The organism is Geodermatophilus sp. SMS 5-13, assembly GCF_059428245.1.
Window position 1 is genome coordinate 3258024 of the sequence record NZ_CP165729.1, and the last position, 17970, is coordinate 3275993.

Annotated in this window: 17 protein-coding genes and 1 pseudogene; 3 read left to right on the top strand and 15 right to left on the bottom strand. The window is 74.0% G+C overall.

The features are described from left to right. Positions 1 to 53: 53 nt before the first annotated feature. Complete coding sequence (pgi, locus tag AB3388_RS15715; RefSeq protein ID WP_495406223.1) at positions 54 to 1685, top strand: glucose-6-phosphate isomerase; 1632 nt, start codon at positions 54 to 56, stop codon at positions 1683 to 1685. Here pgi and AB3388_RS15720 read toward each other — a convergent pair. From AB3388_RS15720 to mdlC, 15 genes and pseudogenes are all read right to left on the bottom strand, one after another. After that, positions 1682 to 2482 carry an FAD:protein FMN transferase gene (locus AB3388_RS15720; RefSeq protein ID WP_495406224.1) on the bottom strand — a complete coding sequence of 267 codons (801 nt, stop codon included), beginning with the start codon at positions 2480 to 2482 and terminating at the stop codon, positions 1682 to 1684. The genes pgi and AB3388_RS15720 overlap by 4 nt on opposite strands. After that, a complete protein-coding gene (locus tag AB3388_RS15725) occupies positions 2479 to 2976 on the bottom strand; it encodes an FMN-binding protein (RefSeq protein ID WP_495406225.1) in 498 nt (165 codons plus the stop codon). The genes AB3388_RS15720 and AB3388_RS15725 overlap by 4 nt, the downstream gene beginning before the upstream one ends. Positions 2977 to 2981: 5 nt before the next feature. Further along, on the bottom strand, positions 2982 to 4391 hold the full coding sequence (locus AB3388_RS15730) for a ferredoxin reductase family protein (RefSeq protein WP_495406226.1): 1410 nt from the start codon (positions 4389 to 4391) through the stop codon (positions 2982 to 2984). Positions 4392 to 4393: 2 nt separating this feature from the next. After that, positions 4394 to 4849, bottom strand: coding sequence for a hypothetical protein (locus AB3388_RS15735; RefSeq protein ID WP_495406227.1), 456 nt, complete (start codon positions 4847 to 4849; stop codon positions 4394 to 4396). Positions 4850 to 4951: 102 nt separating this feature from the next. Beyond that, entirely contained in the window at positions 4952 to 5809 is an 858-nt protein-coding gene (locus AB3388_RS15740; RefSeq protein ID WP_495406228.1) for a class III extradiol dioxygenase subunit beta, read from the bottom strand. Further along, a complete protein-coding gene (ligA, locus tag AB3388_RS15745; protein WP_495406229.1) occupies positions 5802 to 6167 on the bottom strand; it encodes a protocatechuate 4,5-dioxygenase subunit alpha in 366 nt (121 codons plus the stop codon). The genes AB3388_RS15740 and ligA overlap by 8 nt, the downstream gene beginning before the upstream one ends. Further along, positions 6164 to 6331: a hypothetical protein gene (locus AB3388_RS15750; RefSeq protein ID WP_495406230.1), complete on the bottom strand. Its 168-nt coding sequence runs from the start codon at positions 6329 to 6331 to the stop codon at positions 6164 to 6166. The genes ligA and AB3388_RS15750 overlap by 4 nt, the downstream gene beginning before the upstream one ends. Beyond that, on the bottom strand, positions 6328 to 6606 hold the full coding sequence (locus tag AB3388_RS15755; protein ID WP_495406231.1) for a muconolactone Delta-isomerase family protein: 279 nt from the start codon (positions 6604 to 6606) through the stop codon (positions 6328 to 6330). The genes AB3388_RS15750 and AB3388_RS15755 overlap by 4 nt, the downstream gene beginning before the upstream one ends. 15 nt (positions 6607 to 6621) lie before the next feature. After that, entirely contained in the window at positions 6622 to 7326 is a 705-nt protein-coding gene (locus AB3388_RS15760) for an alpha/beta fold hydrolase (RefSeq protein ID WP_495406232.1), read from the bottom strand. Further along, complete coding sequence (locus AB3388_RS15765) at positions 7323 to 8387, bottom strand: Rieske 2Fe-2S domain-containing protein (RefSeq protein WP_495406233.1); 1065 nt, start codon at positions 8385 to 8387, stop codon at positions 7323 to 7325. Before AB3388_RS15765 ends, AB3388_RS15760 begins: the two co-directional genes overlap by 4 nt. A gap of 17 nt (positions 8388 to 8404) precedes the next feature. Then, a pseudogene (locus tag AB3388_RS15770) lies at positions 8405 to 9364 on the bottom strand (PDR/VanB family oxidoreductase); the annotation flags it as partial. Positions 9365 to 9523: 159 nt separating this feature from the next. Further along, positions 9524 to 10192 carry a response regulator gene (locus AB3388_RS15775; RefSeq protein WP_495406234.1) on the bottom strand — a complete coding sequence of 223 codons (669 nt, stop codon included), beginning with the start codon at positions 10190 to 10192 and terminating at the stop codon, positions 9524 to 9526. Beyond that, positions 10182 to 11711, bottom strand: coding sequence for a sensor histidine kinase (locus tag AB3388_RS15780; protein WP_495406235.1), 1530 nt, complete (start codon positions 11709 to 11711; stop codon positions 10182 to 10184). Before AB3388_RS15780 ends, AB3388_RS15775 begins: the two co-directional genes overlap by 11 nt. A 134-nt stretch (positions 11712 to 11845) precedes the next feature. Beyond that, positions 11846 to 13174, bottom strand: a complete 1329-nt coding sequence (locus AB3388_RS15785) for an MFS transporter (protein WP_495406236.1) — start codon at positions 13172 to 13174, stop codon at positions 11846 to 11848. Between the two features lie 170 nt (positions 13175 to 13344). After that, entirely contained in the window at positions 13345 to 14940 is a 1596-nt protein-coding gene (gene mdlC, locus AB3388_RS15790) for a benzoylformate decarboxylase (RefSeq protein WP_495406237.1), read from the bottom strand. Between the two features lie 228 nt (positions 14941 to 15168). On the opposite strand from mdlC, the gene AB3388_RS15795 reads away from it, so the two are divergent. Then, positions 15169 to 16632 carry an aldehyde dehydrogenase family protein gene (locus tag AB3388_RS15795; RefSeq protein ID WP_495406238.1) on the top strand — a complete coding sequence of 488 codons (1464 nt, stop codon included), beginning with the start codon at positions 15169 to 15171 and terminating at the stop codon, positions 16630 to 16632. 107 nt (positions 16633 to 16739) lie between these two features. After that, positions 16740 to 17963: a formaldehyde dehydrogenase, glutathione-independent gene (gene fdhA, locus AB3388_RS15800; protein ID WP_495406239.1), complete on the top strand. Its 1224-nt coding sequence runs from the start codon at positions 16740 to 16742 to the stop codon at positions 17961 to 17963. Positions 17964 to 17970 lie beyond the last annotated feature (7 nt).

The following is a 17970-nucleotide window of genomic DNA, read 5'->3' on the forward strand; positions in this document are numbered from 1 at the left end:
AACCGGGAAGTCATCGGTGGCCAGGCGCCCGGCGGTGCGCAAAGGTTTGACGCATGCGGATCAGCGAGACCCCGGAGTGGCAGGCACTGGCGGCGCACCACGAGGAGATCCGGGACCGCCACCTCCGGGAGCTGTTCGCCGAGGATCCCGACCGCGGCAGCCGCCTCGCCGTCCGCGCCGGGGACCTGACCCTCGACTACTCCAAGAACCGGCTGACCGGCGAGACCATCCGGCTGCTCGCCGCCCTGGCCGACCGGGCCGGGCTGCGCGAGCGCACCGAGGCGATGTTCGCCGGCGAGCACATCAACACCACCGAGGACCGCGCCGTCCTGCACGTCGCGCTGCGTGACCCCGCGACCGGCGGGCGGACCGTCGACGGGCAGGACGTGCAGGCCGACGTGCACGAGGTCCTCGGCCGGATGGCCGACTTCGCGAACCGGGTCCGTGGCGGCGAGTGGACCGGGCACACCGGCGAGCGGATCCGCGCAGTGGTGAACATCGGCATCGGCGGCTCGGACCTCGGCCCGGCGATGGCCTACCTCGCGCTGCGCGACTACTCCGACCGGTCGATCGCCTTCCGGTTCGTCTCCAACATCGACCCGACCGACCTGGCCGAGGCCACCCGCGACCTGGACCCGGCGAGCACGCTGTTCATCGTCGCGTCGAAGACCTTCACCACGCAGGAGACGCTGACCAACGCGAAGGAGGCCCGCCGCTGGCTGCTCGACGGGCTCGGCGGCGACGACAAGGCCGTGGCGAAGCACTTCGTCGCCGTCTCGACCAACGCCGAGAAGGTCGCCGAGTTCGGCATCGACACCGCCAACATGTTCGGCTTCTGGGACTGGGTCGGCGGCCGGTACTCCTTCACCTCCGCGATCGGCCTGTCGCTCATGGTCGCGATCGGCCCCGAGCAGTACCGGGAGCTGCTCGACGGCTTCCACACCGTCGACGAGCACTTCCGCACCGCGCCGTGGGAGGAGAACCTGCCGGCGCTGCTCGGGCTGATCAGCGTCTGGTACATCGACTTCTTCGGCACCCAGACCCAGGCGGTGCTCCCCTACTCGCAGTACCTGGCCCGCTTCCCCGCCTATCTGCAGCAGCTGTGCATGGAGTCCAACGGCAAGTCGGTGCGGCTCGACGGGTCCGAGGTGGACGTCGCCACCGGCGAGATCGTCTGGGGCGAGCCCGGCACCAACGGCCAGCACGCCTTCTACCAGCTGCTGCACCAGGGCACGGTGCCGGTCCCGGCCGACTTCATCGGCTTCGCGCAGCCCAACCACGACCTCGACGCCATGCACGACCTGTTCCTGTCCAACTTCCTCGCCCAGCCGCGGGCGCTGGCCTTCGGGCGGACGGCGGAGGAGGTCGCGGCCGAGGGGACGGCGGAGGCGGTGGTCCCGCACCGCGTGATGCCGGGCAACCGGCCGTCCAACGCGATCGTCGCGCCGAAGCTGACGCCGTCCACCCTGGGCCAGCTGGTCGCCGCCTACGAGCACCGGGTCTTCACCCAGGGCGTCATCTGGGACATCAACAGCTTCGACCAGTGGGGCGTCGAGCTCGGCAAGGTGATGGCCAACCAGCTGGCGCCCATGCTGCAGAGCCAGGACCCGCCGGAGTACGACTCGGACTCCTCGACCAACGCGCTGGTCAAGCTGCTGCGCGAGGGCCGCGGCCGCCCGGTCTAGATGCTCTCGCGGTCCCCGAAGACGGTGGTCGAGCCGTCGGCCCAGACCACCAGCCCGGCGCGCCCGGGGCGGGTGCCGAGCCAGCGGGCCGCGTCGGTGCCCAGCGCGTAGGCCGCCGTCGCGTCGATGTCGGCGTCGGTCAGCGACGCCGCGACCACGGTCACCGAGGCGACCCCGAGGGGACGGCGGCCGGTGCGCGCGTCGACGAGGTGCTCGCCCCGGTGCGCCGTCCCGGACGTCGCGACCGCGCCGGTGTGCACGGGGACGACGGCGACCAGCCGGCTCGGGTCGCGCGGGTCCTCGACGCCGATCCGCCACGGCGGGCCGGCGGGGTCCAGCGTGCGGCAGAGCAGGTCGCCGCCGGCGGAGAGGCAGAAGTCGGTGTCGGGCAGCGCCCGCAGCGCCGCGGCGGCGCGCTCGGCGGCCCACCCCTTCACCACGCCGCTCGGGTCGAGGACGACGGCGCCGCCCGGCCCGCGCCGGCGGACGGCGAACGCCCCGTCCGACGCCGCCTCCGCGGCGGCGCCCAGCGCGAGCACCTCGGCCACCTCGGGCGGGCAGTCGGCCAGGGCGAGCTCGCCGCGGCCCAGCCGGGAGACGGCGGAGTCGGCGCGGTAGGTGCTGAACACCCGGTCGACCTCCCGGAGCACCGCGACCACCTCGGCCCACGCCGCGAGCGCGCGGCGGTCGGTGGCGTGCCGGCCGCGCAGCGCCAGGCTGATCGGCATGCCCATGACCTGCTCCACGAACCGGGCCACCGGCGGCGCCACGGGCGGCGCCACCGCCGGTGCGCTCACAGGCCGGCCTCGTCCAGCGCGCCCTGCAGCGACTCGAGGTAGCCCTCGCTGGTGACCGTGGCGCCGCTGACCATGTCGATGTCGGCGCTCTGCGCGTCGATCGTCTCCTGCACCAGCACCGGCAGCGCGCGGGCGTTGATCTGCCGGTCCTTGCCGTTGCCGTCGGGGTAGTCGACCACGGTCACGTCGGTGAGCGCGCCGTCCGCGACGGTGATCTGCACCTGGACCGGACCCCAGCGGGTGTCGGCCGACGGGCCGGTCACGGTCTTCCCCGTGCCCGAGCCGGCGGTGCCCGAGCCGGTCGAGCCCGAGCCGGTCGAGCCCGAGTCGGTGGAGCCGGTGCCCGTGTCGGTGGAGGCGGAGAAGCCGGAGCCCGCGTCCGGCGCGGCGACCACCGTCCCCGTCGTCATCTCCGACGACGTCGACGTCCGGTAGCCGAACAGCAGGACGAGCACGGTCAGCGTGCTCATCGCCCACAGCACGATGCGTCTCACGCCGGTCACCACCCGAAGCTCTCGACGTGGAACCGCTCCGGCGGCAGCCCGGCGGCCTCGGTGGTCCGGCGCACGTCCTCGGCCCACTCCTCCGGGCCGCAGACGTAGACGTCGCGCTCGGCGATGTCGGGCACCCAGTGGCGCAGCGCGGTGAGGTCGTCGGCCGGGCCGGTGCCCGCGCCGAGCCACGAGCGCGGAGCGCGCCGGTGGCCGGGCAGCCAGACGAGGTCCAGCCCCCGCTCGGCGGCCAGCAGGCGCAGCTCCCGCTCGAACAGCGGCCGCTGCGGGAAGCGGTAGAGCAGCACCGCCTCCCCCGGCCCGTAGTCCATCCCCTCGGCCAGCGCGCGCAGCGGCGTGACGCCGACGCCGGCGGCGATGAACGCGACCTTGCGGCGGGTGCGGGCGCGGGCGGAGAGCCGGCCGTAGGGGCCCTCCACGAGCACCCGCGTGCCCGGGCGCAGGTCGCGCAGCCGCGCGCTGCCGTCGCCGAGGTCCTTGACCGTGATCCGCAGGCTGCGGCCGTCCGGCGCGGCGGACAGCGAGTACGGGTGCGCCCGGCTCCAGCCGCGCCCGGTGAGGAAGCGCCAGCCGAAGAACTGGCCGGCCTGCGCCGGCAGCCGGTCCAGCCGCCGTCCGGTCAGGTAGACGGAGACGACGCCGTCGGCCTCGGGGACGACGGAGGTGACCCGCAGCCGGTGTCGCGCGCTGCGCACCAGCGGCAGGCCGACCCGCCAGGTCAGCACCGCGCCCGCGGACAGGATCCACAGCCCCCACCAGAACACGATGCGGACGGTCGAGCCGAGGAACTCCTGCCCCGTCCACAGCTGGTGCGGCAGCGCCAGCCCCACGCCGAGGTAGGCGTAGAGGTGCAGCAGGTGCCACGACTCGTAGCGCAGCTTCCGCCGGGCCGCCTTCACGCTGGTGACGACCACCATGACCAGGCAGGCGGTGCCGGCGACGGCCAGCAGCATGCCCGGGTAGTCGACGGTGAGCTCCCAGAGCGTCGCCGGGGTCCGGGTCAGCTCGCCGGCCGCGTAGCCCCAGGTGATGAGCACCAGGTGGGCGAGCATCAGGGTGAACGAGGTGAACCCGGTCAGCCGGTGCAGCCGGGCGAGGCGGTCCTGGCCGAACGCCGCCTCGAGCACCGGCACGCGGGCCATGAGCAGCACCTGCGCGAGCAGCAGGAGCGAGGCGAGCAGGCCGGTCAGCCGTCCGGCCGAGGTCAGCCCGGTCTCCCAGCCCGCCAGGTCCTGCACTCCCCCGCCGGCGGCCCACCAGTAGGTGACCAGCAGCAGGCCGAGCCACAGCGCGACGGCTGCGCCGGTGCGGACGGCGGCGTCGAGGCGGGCCCGTGAGTCGGGCTGGCCGTACGCGGCGGCGGGCACCGGGGCGTACGGCGCGGTCACGACGGCCACGGCTAGGTGGTGCTCTGGTCGTCGGTGCCGCCGGTGCCCTGATCGGTGCCGTCGGGCGCGGTCGCCGAGCCGTCGCCGTCCCCGTCGAAGTCCGGCGGCGTGCCGGTGCCGAAGTCCGGCCGGCCGCCGTGGTCGTCGGGGAACTGCCCCGGCGTCCCGCCCTCGGTGCCGTCCTGCCCGGGGACGGCGTTCTGCACCACCCCGGTCTCGGTGGCGTTGCCGGACGACGCCTGCCCGATGACGAAGCCGCCGAGCCCGCCGGCGGCGACGAGGCCGAGGGCGGCGGCGGCCACCGCGGCCCGGCCGCGGCCGGTCCGGGACGGCGCCGGCGTCGGGCCGGCCTGCGATGGCGCCTGGGGTGGCTGCCAGGTGGGCGCGGGGGCCGGCGGGGTGGCCGGCTGCGGGGTGGTGCCCGGCTCCCAGCGCGAACCGCTGTGGGCGTTGTCGTTCTCGCTCACGTCACTCCTCTGCGTCACTGCGTGTGCAGCGATCGTCAGGCAGCGGCGTGAAAGGCGGCCGTGCTGAAGCTGTGCGCCGGCTGTACGTTCCGGCGACGGCTCTCAGGCGAGCACGGGCGCCCGGTTGTCGAACAGCGCGATGCCCGCGGCGGTGTTGGACGCCGGCACGAAGTAGTGCGAGTGCACCTTCGCCACCTGCTCGTTCATGGCGCCGCGCATGATCAGCCACATGATCAGCTCGATGCCCTCGGAGCCGGCCTGCCGGATCAGCTCCTCGCGGGACAGGGCGGCGAGCCGGGCGGGATCCTTCTCGATCGCCTCCATCCACATGGCGTCGAACTCCGGGTTGATGAAGCCCGCCCGTGCCCCGGCCAGCTGGTGGGACATGCCGCCGGTGCCGAGGAGCCCGACGGTGATGTCGCGGTCGTAGCTGCGGATCGCACGGCCGAGCGCCTGGCCGAGGGCGTAGCAGCGCGCGGCCGTGGGCTGCGGGTACTGGATGACGTTGACCAGCAGCGGGATGACCGGGCACGGCCACGCCTCGCCGGGCTCCGGCGTCCACACCGACAGCGGCACGGTGAACCCGTGGTCGACGGCGAGCTCCTGGAACACGGTGAGGTCGAAGCCCTCGTCGACCAGGCTCTCCAGCAGGTGCAGGGACAGGTCCGAGTCGCCGACGACGTCGGGCACCGGACGGCGGCCGAAGCCCTCGTCGGCCACCTCGTACCGGTCGGCGGTGCCGATCCCGAAGGTCGGGACGATGTCGAGGTCGATGCCGTTCGCGTGGTCGTTGTAGACGACGATCGCGACGTCCGGCGTGTGCTCGGCCAGCCACGCCCGCGCCGGGGCGTAGCCGTCGAAGAGCGCCTTCCAGTTCGGGTCCTCGGTCTTGCCCCGGTCCATCGCGGCGCCGATCGAGGGCACGTGCGAGGTCGCCAGGCCCCAGATCACCTCAGCCATCAGCGTCTCCTCCCCCTCGCCGTCCACCCGATCGCATCGCCGCCACGAACTCCTCCTCGGTCATGCCGCTGAACACGCCGCCGAGGTACTGCATCGACCGGCCGTCCATCATGGCCAGCTTGTAGACGTAGAAGATGCTGCCGCCGAGGTCGATCATCGCCTGCCAGTCGCGGTCCAGGACCGCCTGCTGCTGCTCGGCGGTCAGCCCGAACTCGCGGCAGTAGGCGGCCTCGTCGGCCAGGAACCGCTCCCGGGCGGCCGCGTCGCGCAGGCTCATGAACAGCTTGTTCATCCGGAAGCCGCGCCGGCTGGTCTGCCCGTCGAACACCGGCGTCCCGGGCACCTCGAAGCGGGTCACCACCGCACCTCCGCCGGGCGCGGCGCGGGGGCGTGGTCGTGATCGTCGAGCCACTCCCACAGCTGCCGCGGGTGCGGGCTGGTGAAGGTGCGCCCGCACCAGCAGCGACCGACCATCTCGCCGTCGTGCTGGCGGAAGGAGATGCGCAGCTCCCGGGGAGTCACCGGCGCTCCTGGGGGTGGGTGGCCAGCGCCTCGACGTGCACGTCCAGCCACGGCGCCATCGGCAGCGACATGAGCGCGTCGTGCAGCTCGGCGGGGTCGGCGGCCTCGTACAGGCCGATCGTCGCGTTGCGGCCCGGCACCCGCCACAGCCGCTTGAGGATCCCGGCCGCGCGCAGCTCCATCGCCCGCGCGCGCTCCCCCGCCCGCAGCTCCTCGCGGCGCTCGGGCGGGGTGTCGGCGGGCAGCCGGTTCTCGGACCGGACGAGGAACTCCACGACACTTCTCCCTTGTCAGACGGCCAGCTCGAGCAGGACGTCGGCCAGCGCCTTGGGGGCGGTGACCATCGCCTCGTGGCCGGTGTCGAGCTCGTGCACCGGCCAGCCGCGCTCCCGTGCCCGGTCGGCCTGCGCGGCGAACACCCGCATCCACGACACGCACTCGACGAACGCGGCCGGCACCCGGTCGGCCGCGCCGGTCAGGTGCAGCCGGTCGGTGTAGGTCTTCCACGGGTGCGGCGTGAGCTTCGGGGTCAGCCAGTCGACGTCGGCCTGCTCGGTCACGCCGAGCACCGAGAGCTTGCGCACCGGCACCAGCCAGCCGAAGCCCTGCTCGGCCGCGGACTCCGCCCAGTGGTGCTCGACGGTCTCGGGCAGCAGGTCGCGCGCCGCCTCGCCGTCGGCGCCGACGAACGCGTCGAGGTAGACCCGTCTCGCGACCGCGTCGGGACGGCGGTCGGCCACGGCGGTCACGATCTGCCCGGCGTAGCTGTGCCCGACCAGGACGACGTCGGTCAGGGCGAACGTGTCGATCAGCCGGACGACGTCCTCGACGTGGGTGTCGAGGCCGACCAGCGGCGAGAGCAGGTGCGCCCGCTCGGAGAGCCCGGTGAGCGTCGGGGCGTGCACCTGGTGACCGGCGGCCCGCAGCAGCGGCGCGACCCGGTCCCAGCACCACCCGCCGTGCCAGGCGCCGTGGACGAGGACGAACGTGCTCATGCCCCGGCCACCGCCGCCGGCCGCGGACGGCGGGCGGGCGCGTCCGCCGCCGCGGCGGCCTCCGCCTTGGCCATCCGCTCGATCAGCCGGCGGCCGCGGATGCCGGCGACGTCCGAGCGGATCGACGACTCGACCATGCCCGGGTCGCTGGCGACCATGACCTCCTGGATCTCCAGGGCGTCGACGTCCTCCTGCATGACCGCCAGCTGCTGCTGGAGCTGGAACGCCGACAGCTCGGCGTCGTCGATCTTGTAGTCGCGGCCGAGGGCGAAGAAGTCGTGCGTCGTCGTCTCGGTCTCCGGCGTCATGCCGTAGAGGACCTTCATGTGGAAGCCTTCGGGCTCCTCGGTGCCGGTCGGCGCGATCCGGATGTTCAGGACGAACACACCGGGAGCGTAGAAGTCGCCGTCCTGCCACCGGTCGATGTCGGTGGTGACGCCCATCGACGACCGGTAGAACGGCGGCGCCTCGATGCCGATCATGTGCCGGACGAACGAGACCCGGTTCCCCTCACTGGTCACGTCGATCGGGGTGGCGGCGACCGCGGCGTTGCCGATGCTGCCCGGGTGCAGGAACGTCTCGTGGGTCAGGTCGAGCAGGTTCTCGACCAGCAGGATCTGCCGGGACTTCAGCGGCACGACGCCCTGCACGTGGGTCCAGTTCTCGTCGGAGAGCCACGAGACGTCGGGGATGTCGGCGGGGTCGGCCCGGTCGGCGTCCCCGGGCCAGATCCACACGATGCCGTCGCGCTCCACCAGCGGGAAGCGGTGCACCGACGCCTTGGGCGTGTCCGGCTGCTCGGCGACGCCGACGCAGGTGCCGGAGCCGTCGATCTTGTAGCCGTGGTAGTTGCAGGTGATGACGTCGTCCTCGAGCCGGCCGAGCGACAGCGGGTAGCGCCGGTGCGGGCAGCGGTCCTCGATGGCGTTCACGCTGCCGTCGGAGAGCCGGTAGAAGCACACCGGCCGCCCGCAGATCCAGCGCTGCATCAGCGTCCGGCCGACCTCGTCGGACCAGGCGCCGACGTACCAGCCGTTGCGCACGAGGGGGTTGGTCGACACAGGGGGTCTCCTTCGGATCAGAGGTCGAGCACGAGCCGCGCGCCCCGGCAGCGGGAGACGCAGATCATCATCGTGTCGCCGGCGGCCTTCTCGTCGTCGGTGAGCAGGGAGTCGCGGTGGTCGGGTTCGCCCTCGAGCACCGTGGTCTCGCAGGTGCCGCATACCCCCTCGGTGCAGGAGGAGAGCACGTCGATGCCGGCGTTCTCCACCGCCTCGAGGACGCTCTGTTCCGGGGTCACCTCGACGGTGAGCCCCGAGCGCTCGCAGACGACCTCGAACGCGGTGGCGGCGGCGCCGGCCGGGGCCGCCGCAGCGGTGAACCGCTCGACGTGCAGCACGCCCGGACCCCACTCGCGGCAGCGCGCCTCGACCGCGTCGAGCAGCGGCGCGGGACCGCAGCAGTAGACCAGCGTGCCCGGCGCCGGCGTGCCGAGGACGTCATCCAGCGGGAGCAGGCCGACCTCGTCCTGCGGGTGCAGGCGCACGCGGTCGCCGTGCCCGGCGAGCTCCGCGACGAACGCCATCGAGGCGCGGGTGCGCCCGCCGTAGTGCAGCTCCCAGTCGGCGCCGGCCGCCCGGGCCGCCGCGATCATCGGCAGCAGCGGGGTGATCCCGATGCCGCCGGCGACGAACACGTAGCGGGCGGCGGGCAGCAGCGGGAAGTTGTTGCGCGGGCCGCGCACGGAGAGCTTGTCGCCCTCTGCCAGCTCGTCGGCGATCCAGCGGGAGCCGCCGCGGCCGCCGGCCTCCCGCAGCACGCCGATCCGCCAGGTGCGCAGGTCGGCCGGGTCGCCGCACAGCGAGTACTGCCGGGTGAGCCCGGTCGGCAGCTCGACGTCGATGTGCGCGCCCGGGGCCCAGGCCGGCAGGTCGCCGCCGTCGGGCAGCGCCAGCTCCAGGGCCACCACCCCGTCGGCGGCGTCCCGGCGGCGGTGCACCACCACGTCGGCCGCGAAGTCGGATGCGGTGCGGGTGACGGGCGCGTCGAGGACGGTCGAAGTCACGGCGGCGCGAACCTCCCTGCGTCGTTGCTGGAGTGCTGAGCACGGGGAACCGCGCTCACGAACCAACCTAGGAAGCGGGGCCGCCGGCCGGATCGGCCCGATGTCAGCTCCGTGCTACGTCATCCGTCGCGGTCAGCCCGTCGGCGGGATGAGGCCCTCGCGGATCGCCAGCAGCGCCGCCTGCGTGCGAGAGGACAGCTGCAGCTTGGCGAGCACGTTGCTCACGTGGGTGCGGGCGGTGCGCTCGCTGATCACCAGCAGCTCGGCGATGTCGCGGTTGGAGTGCCCCTGCGCGACCAGCGTGAGGATCTCCCGCTCCCGCGCGGTCAGCGCGTTGAGGCCGACCTGCGGCGCGGCCATGCGGCGGGCGAGCTGGCGGGCGACGGCGGCGTCCAGGTGCACCTCGCCGGCGGCCGCGGCGGTGATCGCGGTGGCCACCTCCGCGGGGTCGGCGTCCTTGAGCACGTACCCGGCCGCGCCGGCGGCCAGCGCCGCGTGCACCCGCTCGACCTCGCCGAAGCTGGTCAGGACGACGACCTTGATGTCGGGGTAGGTGCGGCCGATCGCCTCGGTCGCGGCGACGCCGTCCATCCGCGGCATCTGCAGGTCCATGAGGACGACGTCGGGCAGCGGCTGCCCCAGCGTCTGCCGCTCGTGCAGCAGGTCGAGCGCCTGCTGCCCGTCGGCGGCCTCCGCCACCACCTCCAGGTGCGGCAGGGTGTCGACGTAGGCCTGCACGCCGCGCCGGACGATCGCGTGGTCGTCGACGAGCAGCACCCGCACGACCCCCTCAGCCGTCATCGGAGCGCCTCCGCGTCGGCCGCGAGCCGCCGGGCAGCGGGAGGGAGACCTCGACGCCCCAGCCGCCGTCCGCTCGGGGCCCGGCGACCAGCCGGCCGCCCCACCGCTGGGACCGCTCGCGCATCGAGATCAGCCCCAGGCTCTGCCGGCCCTCCTCGGGCGCGGGCTGCGCCGTCCCGGGGCCGTCGTCCCGGACCTCGACGCGCAGCCGGTCGCCGCCGACGGTGACCGCCACCTCGGCCAGGGTGGCGCGGGCGTGCTTGACCACGTTGTGCAGCGCCTCCTGGACGATCCGGTAGAGGTCCTCCTGGATGTCGATGGACAGGTCGAGGTCCAGGTCGTCGGCGGCGTGCACGGCGATGCGCAGCCCGGTGCGCGCCTCCACCGCGGCCGCGTGCGCACGGACGGCGTCGACCAGCCCGCGCTCGGCGAGGTCCAGCGGGCGCAGCTCGAACACCAGCCCGCGCAGGTCGGCCAGCACGCTCTGCGACAGTTCGGCGAGCTCCTCCGCGCCGCTGCGCACCCGGACCGGATCGGCGCCGGGACGGTCCAGCTGCGCCTTGAGCGCCTCCGCCTGCATCCGCATCGAGAAGACCTGCTGCACCACCGAGTCGTGCAGGTCGCGGGCCAGCCGGCGGCGCTCGTCGGTCTGCGCCTGCGAGCGGGTCTGGGCCAGCAGCGCCGCCGTGTCGATGGCGACCGCGGCGTGGTCGGCCATGGCCGCGAGGAAGGTCAGCGACCGCGGGCCGGGATCCTCCCCCGGCAGGTAGTAGGCGTTGATGACGCCGAGCGGCCGGCCGCGGACCACCATCGGCATCGCCACGAAGCTGTCCCAGTCCGGGGTGCCCATGATCTCGTGCAGCGGCGCCCAGGTGGGGTCGGCCATGATCGCCGCCTTGCGGTGCAGCGACACCACCGGCTCGCCGCGCTGCAGCGCCGCCATGAACAGCACCTCGCCGCCGAGCCGCCGGACCGCGCTGAGCTTCGCCGGGAAGTCCGGCGCCGTGCCGAAGCCGGCCATGCCGAGGATGCGCAGCTCGTCGTGGGGGTCGTCGAGGGCGAGGATCTGGACGGCGGAGATGTTGGCGGTCATGACGATCTCGGTGGCCACCGCGTCCAGCGTCGCCCGCAGGGAGTAGGCGTCGGCGACGCTGGAGGCCGCGCGGGTGATCGCGGTCAGCCGCTCCTGCTGGCGGACGGCGTCGGTCACGTCGGTGACCCAGACGGCGGAGCCGCCCCCGGGCAGCTCGGCCGCGCGGTACTCCAGGTCGCGGCGGCGCCCGTCGGGGGCCACCCAGGCGGTCCGCCGGCGCCCGCCCGGGCCGTCGACGTCGGTGTCGACGACGGGGCGCGGCACCTCCCGGCCCAGCAGCTCCGCCGCGGGTGCGCCGAGCAGCTCGGCCGCCGCGGAGTTCAGGGCGGTGATCCGGCCGTCGGAGTCGACGACCAGCAGCCCGTCGCCGGAGACCGCGACCAGGGTGCGCAGCACGGCGGCGTCGAGCTCGCCCGCGCTGTCCACCGCCGCCTCCCGCCCCGGGCGCCCGGGTGCCGGTCCGGCGTCCTCGGCCGAACCGTACCGGGGGCCGAACGGACGCCGCCGCGCCGGCCGGAGCCCGAGGGCCCCGGCCGGCGCGGCGGCAGGTCGCGGTCCGGTCACCGCACCGCGCTTGGTGCGGCGCCGGCGACCTGCGGCGCCGGGGCGGACGCCGGCTGCGCGACGGTGCGCAGGCCGAGCACCGCCACCAGGCTGACCAGCGAGAGCGCCGCGACGTAGATCGCGATCGGCGTGGACGAGCCGTAGCTGCCGTAGAGCGCGGTCGCCGCGATCGGGGTGATCGCGCCGCCGATCATGCCGCCGAGCTGGTAGGCGATCGAGATGCCGCTGTAGCGCAGCCGGACGTCGAAGATCTCGGTGAACAGCCCGCCCTGCGCGCCGGCCATGAGGCCCTGGACCAGCGCGGCCACGGTGAACGCGACGAACGCCGGGAAGACCTCGCCGGTGTTGACCAGCGCGAACATCGGCAGCGGCCAGAGCACCGCGGTGAGCGCGCCGAGCGCGTACACCTTCTTCGCCCCGAACCGGTCGGAGAGGACGGCGGAGGCCACGATCGTGCCGATCCACACGACGGTCGAGAGCAGGATCAGGGTCAGCAGGGTCGGGCGGTCGAAGCCGACGACGGTCGTGCCGTAGGTGAGCATGTAGACGATCACCGTGTAGCCGACCGCGGGCGGCGCGATCGAGGCCAGGCTGGCCAGGACCAGGTTGCGCGGCTGCCGGCGCACCAGCTCGGCGACCGGCACCTTGCTGACCGCCTTGTGCTTCTTGACCTCCGCGAACTCCGGCGCGTCCTGCAGCTTGCTGCGCACCAGCAGGCCGACGACGACCAGCACCAGGCTGATCAGGAACGGGATGCGCCAGCCGTAGCTGAGGAACTCCTCGGTGGACAGGCCCGACACGGCCAGGAACGCCAGGTTCGAGGTCAGCACGCCGACCGGGACGCCGAACTGCGCGAAGCTGCCGTACACGGCCCGCCGGCGCGGGCTCGCGTGCTCGGTGGCGATGAGGACGGCGCCGCCCCACTCGCCGCCGACGCCGAAGCCCTGGATCAGCCGCAGCAGCACCAGCAGCAGCGGGGCACCGACGCCGATCGCCGCGTACGTGGGCAGCACGCCGATGAGGAAGGTCGCCCCGCCGGTCATCAGCAGGGTGAGGACCAGCATCGACTTGCGGCCGATCCGGTCGCCGAAGTGGCCGATGACCGCGGCCCCGAGCGGGCGGGCGATGAAGCCGACGGCGAAGGTGGCGAACGCGGCGAGCGTGCCCGCGACGGACGAGAACTGCGGGAAGAACAGGCTGCCGAACGCCAGCGCGGCGGCGGTGCCGAAGATGTAGTAGTCGTACCACTCGATCGACGTGCCGATGAAGCTGGCCGCGAAGATGCCCTTCTTCGACAGCGGCTTGGTCGTACTGGCTGTGGCCACGGGTGCGTGCTCCTCTGGACGCCGGCGGGCTGGGTGGGTGTGGGACGCCGGGTGACGGGCGTCTCACCGCTGTAGGAATGGAAGCCGCTGGGCGAGCCGAAGTCGTGGGCGCGCGGGCCCGTTCCGGCCCCGTCTTCCGACCCGCCGCGGCTACGTCATCCGTCGCAGGCTCAGCCGAGTGCCCTGGTCTCGGCCGTGATCGGCACCTCGAGCAGCCGCGGCCCGCCGTCGGCGGAGAGCTTCGCGATCTCGTCGGCCAGCTGGCCGGCGTCGGCCACCCGGCGCGCCGCGAGGCCGTAGCCCTCCGCCACGCGCACCGCGTCCAGCTCCGGCAGGTCGAGGCCCGGGGCGCCCTCGACGCCGAGCTGGGCCACGAAGCTGCGCAGCGCCCCGTAGTTGCCGTTGCGCAGCACGAGGAAGGTCACCGGCAGGCCGAGCTGCGCCGCCGTCCAGAGGCCGGTCACGCCGTACTGGACGGCGCCGTCGCCGAGCACCGCGACCACCGGCCGGCCGGGGTCGGCGAGCGCGACGCCGACCGCCGCCGGCAGCCCGAAGCCCAGCCCGCCGGCGGCCGGGAAGAACAGGCTGCGCGGCCGGTCGAGGTCCAGGTGGGTCCAGAACTGGGACGTGTTGGACGTCGACTCGTTGACCACCCGGGTGCCCTCGGGCAGCGCCCGGAACAGCTCCGCGAAGACGGCGTCGGCGGCGAACGGGGCGTCCCCGAGCGCGACGTCGGGCCGGGTCCGCCGGGGCGGGGCCGGGCGGTCGGCCGGCGGCAGGACGTCGAGCAGCTGCGCGGCGACGGTCGCGACGTCGGCCACGATCGCGTCGCCGAACGCGGCGCGCGCCGCCGAGCCCGGATCGGCGCCGACGGCGACCAGCTCGGTGCCCCGCGGCAGCCACGGCCCGGGCCGGTAGGCGTGGTAGCGGAACACCGGCGCGCCCAGCACCAGCACGAGGTCCGCGCCGGCCAGGTGCTCGGCCACGCCGGCGATGCTCGGCGGCAGCACGCCCTGCCAGAGCGGGTGCCGGGTCGGGAACGGGCAGCGCGGCGGGGTGGGCGCGGTCCACACGGCGGCCCCCAGCCGCTCGGCCAGGGCCACGACCAGGGGGAACGCCCGCTCGTCGTCCGCCTCGGGGCCGACCACGAGGGCGGGCGCGCGGGCCGCGGTCAGCCGGCCGGCCAGCTCGGCGAGCAGGTCCGTCGGGAGGGCCCCGGCGGCGCGCACGGTGCGCCGGCCGAGGAGAGCGACCTCGTCGTCCACCACGGGCCGCGCCCAGTCGTCCAGCGGCAGCGACACGAACACCGGCCCCGCCGGCGGCAGCGTGGCCAGGTGGAACGCCTCGGACAGCGCGCGCGGCACGTCCTCGGCGCGGGCCGGCTCGAAGGACCACTTCACCTGGGGCTCGGGCACCCGGGTCATCTGCGGCTCGGCGAGCACCGACCCCAGCCCGACCATCGCGCGCGCCTGCTGCCCCGCGGTGATGACCAGCGGCGTGTGCGACGCCTTGGTGTTGGCGAGCACGCCCATCGCGTTGCCGAGGCCGGCCGCGGAGTGCAGGTTGACCAGCGCCGGGCGGCCGGTGGCCTGCGCGTACCCGTCGGCCATCGCCAGCACGGCGCCCTCGTGCAGGCCGAGGACGTAGCGGAAGTCGTCGGGGAAACCGTCGAGGAAGGGCAGCTCGTTGGAGCCGGGGTTGCCGAAGACGGTGGTCAGCCCCCAGGAGCGGAGCAGGTCGTAGGTCGTCGTGCGAACGGTGGGCATGGTCGTCCTCCCGGATTCACTCTGCTCCCGGTACCCGGGCGTGAAGCCGGGGAGACTAGTCAGCCACGATCCCGGTCCCGGCGACCAGGCCGGACGTCGGCGTGCCCGTACGTCAGATGTCGCGGGCCGGACAGGTCGGATGCCTGCGGAACCGCGGAGCCGGCCGACCTAGCGTGACCCGGAACACAGGCGCCTGTGGCCCTGTGCCGACCCCCGAGGAAGCAGACGATGGTGTCTTTGGACCAGCTGCCCGAGATCCGGACAGACCTCTTCATCGACGGCGAGATCCGCACCGCGGACGACGCTCTGCAGGTGATCGACCCGGCCGACGGCGTCTCCGTCGTCGGCTACGCCGCGGCCGCCGGCGCCAAGCAAGCGGAGCAGGCGGTCGCCGCCGCCCACCGGGCGTTCCCGGCCTGGGCCGCGCGCACGCCGCAGGACCGGGCCGCGCAGATCATGGCCGCGCTCGCCCCGCTCGAGGCCGACCGCCCGGCGACCGCCGAGGTGCTCACCCGCGAGAACGGCAAGATCCGCATGGAGTCGTTCATCGACTCCATCGTGTTCGCCCACCGCTTCGCCCTCGCGGCGGAACTGGCCGACGAGCTCGACAACGTCTCGAAGCTCGCAGCGCCGCCGTACCGGACCGAGATCTCCTACCTCCCGCTCGGGGTGGTCACGATCATCGTGCCGTTCAACTGGCCGCTGGCCATCCTGGCCGCCTCGCTCCCGCAGGCGCTGCTGGCCGGCAACACCGTCGTGGTGAAGCCGCCGCCCACCGCCCCGCTGGCCACGGTGCGCACCGTGCAGCAGGTGGCACAGCTGCTGCCGCCGGGTGTCCTCAACGTGGTCACCGGCGCCGACGCCGAGATCGGCGGCGCGCTGATCCAGGACGACCGGGTCAAGAAGGTCTGCTTCACCGGCAGCGTCGGCGGCGGCAAGCGGATCATGGCGATGGCGTCCGAGACGCTCACCCGGGTCGCCCTGGAGCTGGGCGGCAACGACCCGGCGATCATCCTGCCCGACGCCGACCTCGGCGCCGAGGCGATGCAGAAGCTGTTCTCCGGCACCTTCGACTCGACCGGGCAGATCTGCATGGCGACCAAGCGGCTGTACGTGCACCGCTCGCGCTACGCCGAGGTGGTCGACGGGCTGTCGGAGCTCCTGGCCGCCCAGCGGCTCGGCCACGGCCTCGACGAGGGCGTGACCATGGGCCCGCTGCACAGCGCCCGGCAGAAGGAGTACGTGCAGGAGCTGCTGGCCCAGGCGCGCGAGTCCGGCGCCGAGGTCCGCGAGTTCGGCGAGGCGGCCGACGGCGCCGACATCTCCCGCGGCAACTTCCTGCGCCCGTCGCTGGTCCTCGATCCCGCGGACGACACCCGCGTGGTGGTCGAGGAGCAGTTCGGCCCGACGCTGCCGATCCTGCCGTTCGACGACGAGGACGACGCGATCGCCCGGGCCAACGACACCTGGTCGGGCCTGTGCTCGTCGGTGTGGACCGCGGACCTCGACCGCGCCGCGGCGGTGGCCCGGCAGCTGCGCACCGGCTACACGTTCGTCAACTCGCACGGTGCCGCATTCCTCGACGAGCGCGCGCCCTTCGGCGGCTTCAACCAGAGCGGCATGGGCCGCGAGATGGGCATCGAAGGCATCCGCGAGTTCCAGGACACCCACTCGGTCGGCTTCCCGGCCTGACCACCGGCGCGACCCGAGGGGCCGCGGACCACGCGGTCCGCGGCCCCTCGGCATTTCGGCATTTCGGCATTTCGGCGGATCCACTCCAGAGAAGGCGAGGGCAACCCATGGCCGACAACCGCGGCGTCACCTACCAGGGCCCCGGCACCGTCGAGGTCAACGACCTCGACTACCCCGGGCTGGTCCTGCGCGACGGGCCGGGCGTGCACCCGGACAACGTGGGCCGGGAGTGCCCGCACGGCGCGATCCTGAAGGTGCTGACCACCAACATCTGCGGCAGCGACCAGCACATGGTCCGCGGCCGGACGACGGCGCCGCACGGGCTCGTGCTCGGCCACGAGATCCTCGGCGAGGTGGTCGAGACCGGCCCCGGCGTGGAGTTCATCCGGGTCGGCGACGTCTGCTCGGTGCCGTTCAACATCGCCTGCGGGCGCTGCCGCAACTGCAAGGAGGGCAAGACCGGCATCTGCCTGAACGTCAACCCCGACCGGCCCGGCTCGGCGTACGGCTACGTCGACATGGGCGGCTGGCTCGGCGGTCAGGCGGAGTTCGTGATGGTGCCCTACGCGGACTGGAACCTGCTGCCGTTCCCCGACCGCGACCAGGCGATGGAGAAGATCCTCGACCTGACGATGCTCTCGGACATCTTCCCGACCGGTTACCACGGCGCGGTCACCGCCGGCGTCGGCACCGGCTCGACGGTCTACGTCGCCGGCGCCGGCCCCGTGGGCCTGGCCGCCGCGGCGTCGGCACAGCTCCTCGGCGCCGCCGTCGTGATCGTCGGGGACCTCAACGAGGACCGGCTGGCGCAGGCCCGCTCGTTCGGCTGCGAGACCGTCGACGTCTCGAAGGGCGACCCGAAGGACCAGGTCGAGCAGCTCCTCGGCGTCCCGGAGGTCGACGCCGCGGTCGACGCGGTCGGCTTCGAGGCGCGCGGGCACGGCGCGGACGCCGCCCACGAGGCGCCGGCCACGGTGCTGAACTCGCTGATGGCGCTGACCGCCGCGGGCGGCGCGATCGGCATCCCGGGCCTGTACGTGACCGGCGACCCGGGTGGCATCGACGAGGCGGCCCAGGTCGGCGCGCTGTCGCTGTCGCTGGGCACCGGCTGGGCGAAGTCGCTGTCGTTCACCACGGGGCAGTGCCCGGTGATGCGCTACAACCGGCGGCTGATGATGGCGATCCTGCACGACCGCGTGCAGATCGCGAAGGCGGTCAACGCGACCGTGATCGGCCTGGACGACGCGCCGCGCGGCTACGCCGAGTTCGACTCCGGCGTCGCCCGCAAGTACGTCATCGACCCGCACGGGGTCACCGGGGCCGCCGCCTGACCGCCTG

What these genes read in the sequence shown, in the direction of transcription:
- pgi (WP_495406223.1), top strand. Translation starts at nt 54, where the DNA reads ATGCGGATCAGCGAGACCCCGGAGTGGCAGGCACTGGCGGCGCACCAC.
- AB3388_RS15740 (WP_495406228.1), bottom strand. Translation starts at nt 5,809, where the DNA reads ATGGCTGAGGTGATCTGGGGCCTGGCGACCTCGCACGTGCCCTCGATC.
- AB3388_RS15760 (WP_495406232.1), bottom strand. Translation starts at nt 7,326, where the DNA reads ATGAGCACGTTCGTCCTCGTCCACGGCGCCTGGCACGGCGGGTGGTGC.
- AB3388_RS15775 (WP_495406234.1), bottom strand. Translation starts at nt 10,192, where the DNA reads ATGACGGCTGAGGGGGTCGTGCGGGTGCTGCTCGTCGACGACCACGCG.
- mdlC (WP_495406237.1), bottom strand. Translation starts at nt 14,940, where the DNA reads ATGCCCACCGTTCGCACGACGACCTACGACCTGCTCCGCTCCTGGGGG.
- AB3388_RS15795 (WP_495406238.1), top strand. Translation starts at nt 15,169, where the DNA reads ATGGTGTCTTTGGACCAGCTGCCCGAGATCCGGACAGACCTCTTCATC.
- fdhA (WP_495406239.1), top strand. Translation starts at nt 16,740, where the DNA reads ATGGCCGACAACCGCGGCGTCACCTACCAGGGCCCCGGCACCGTCGAG.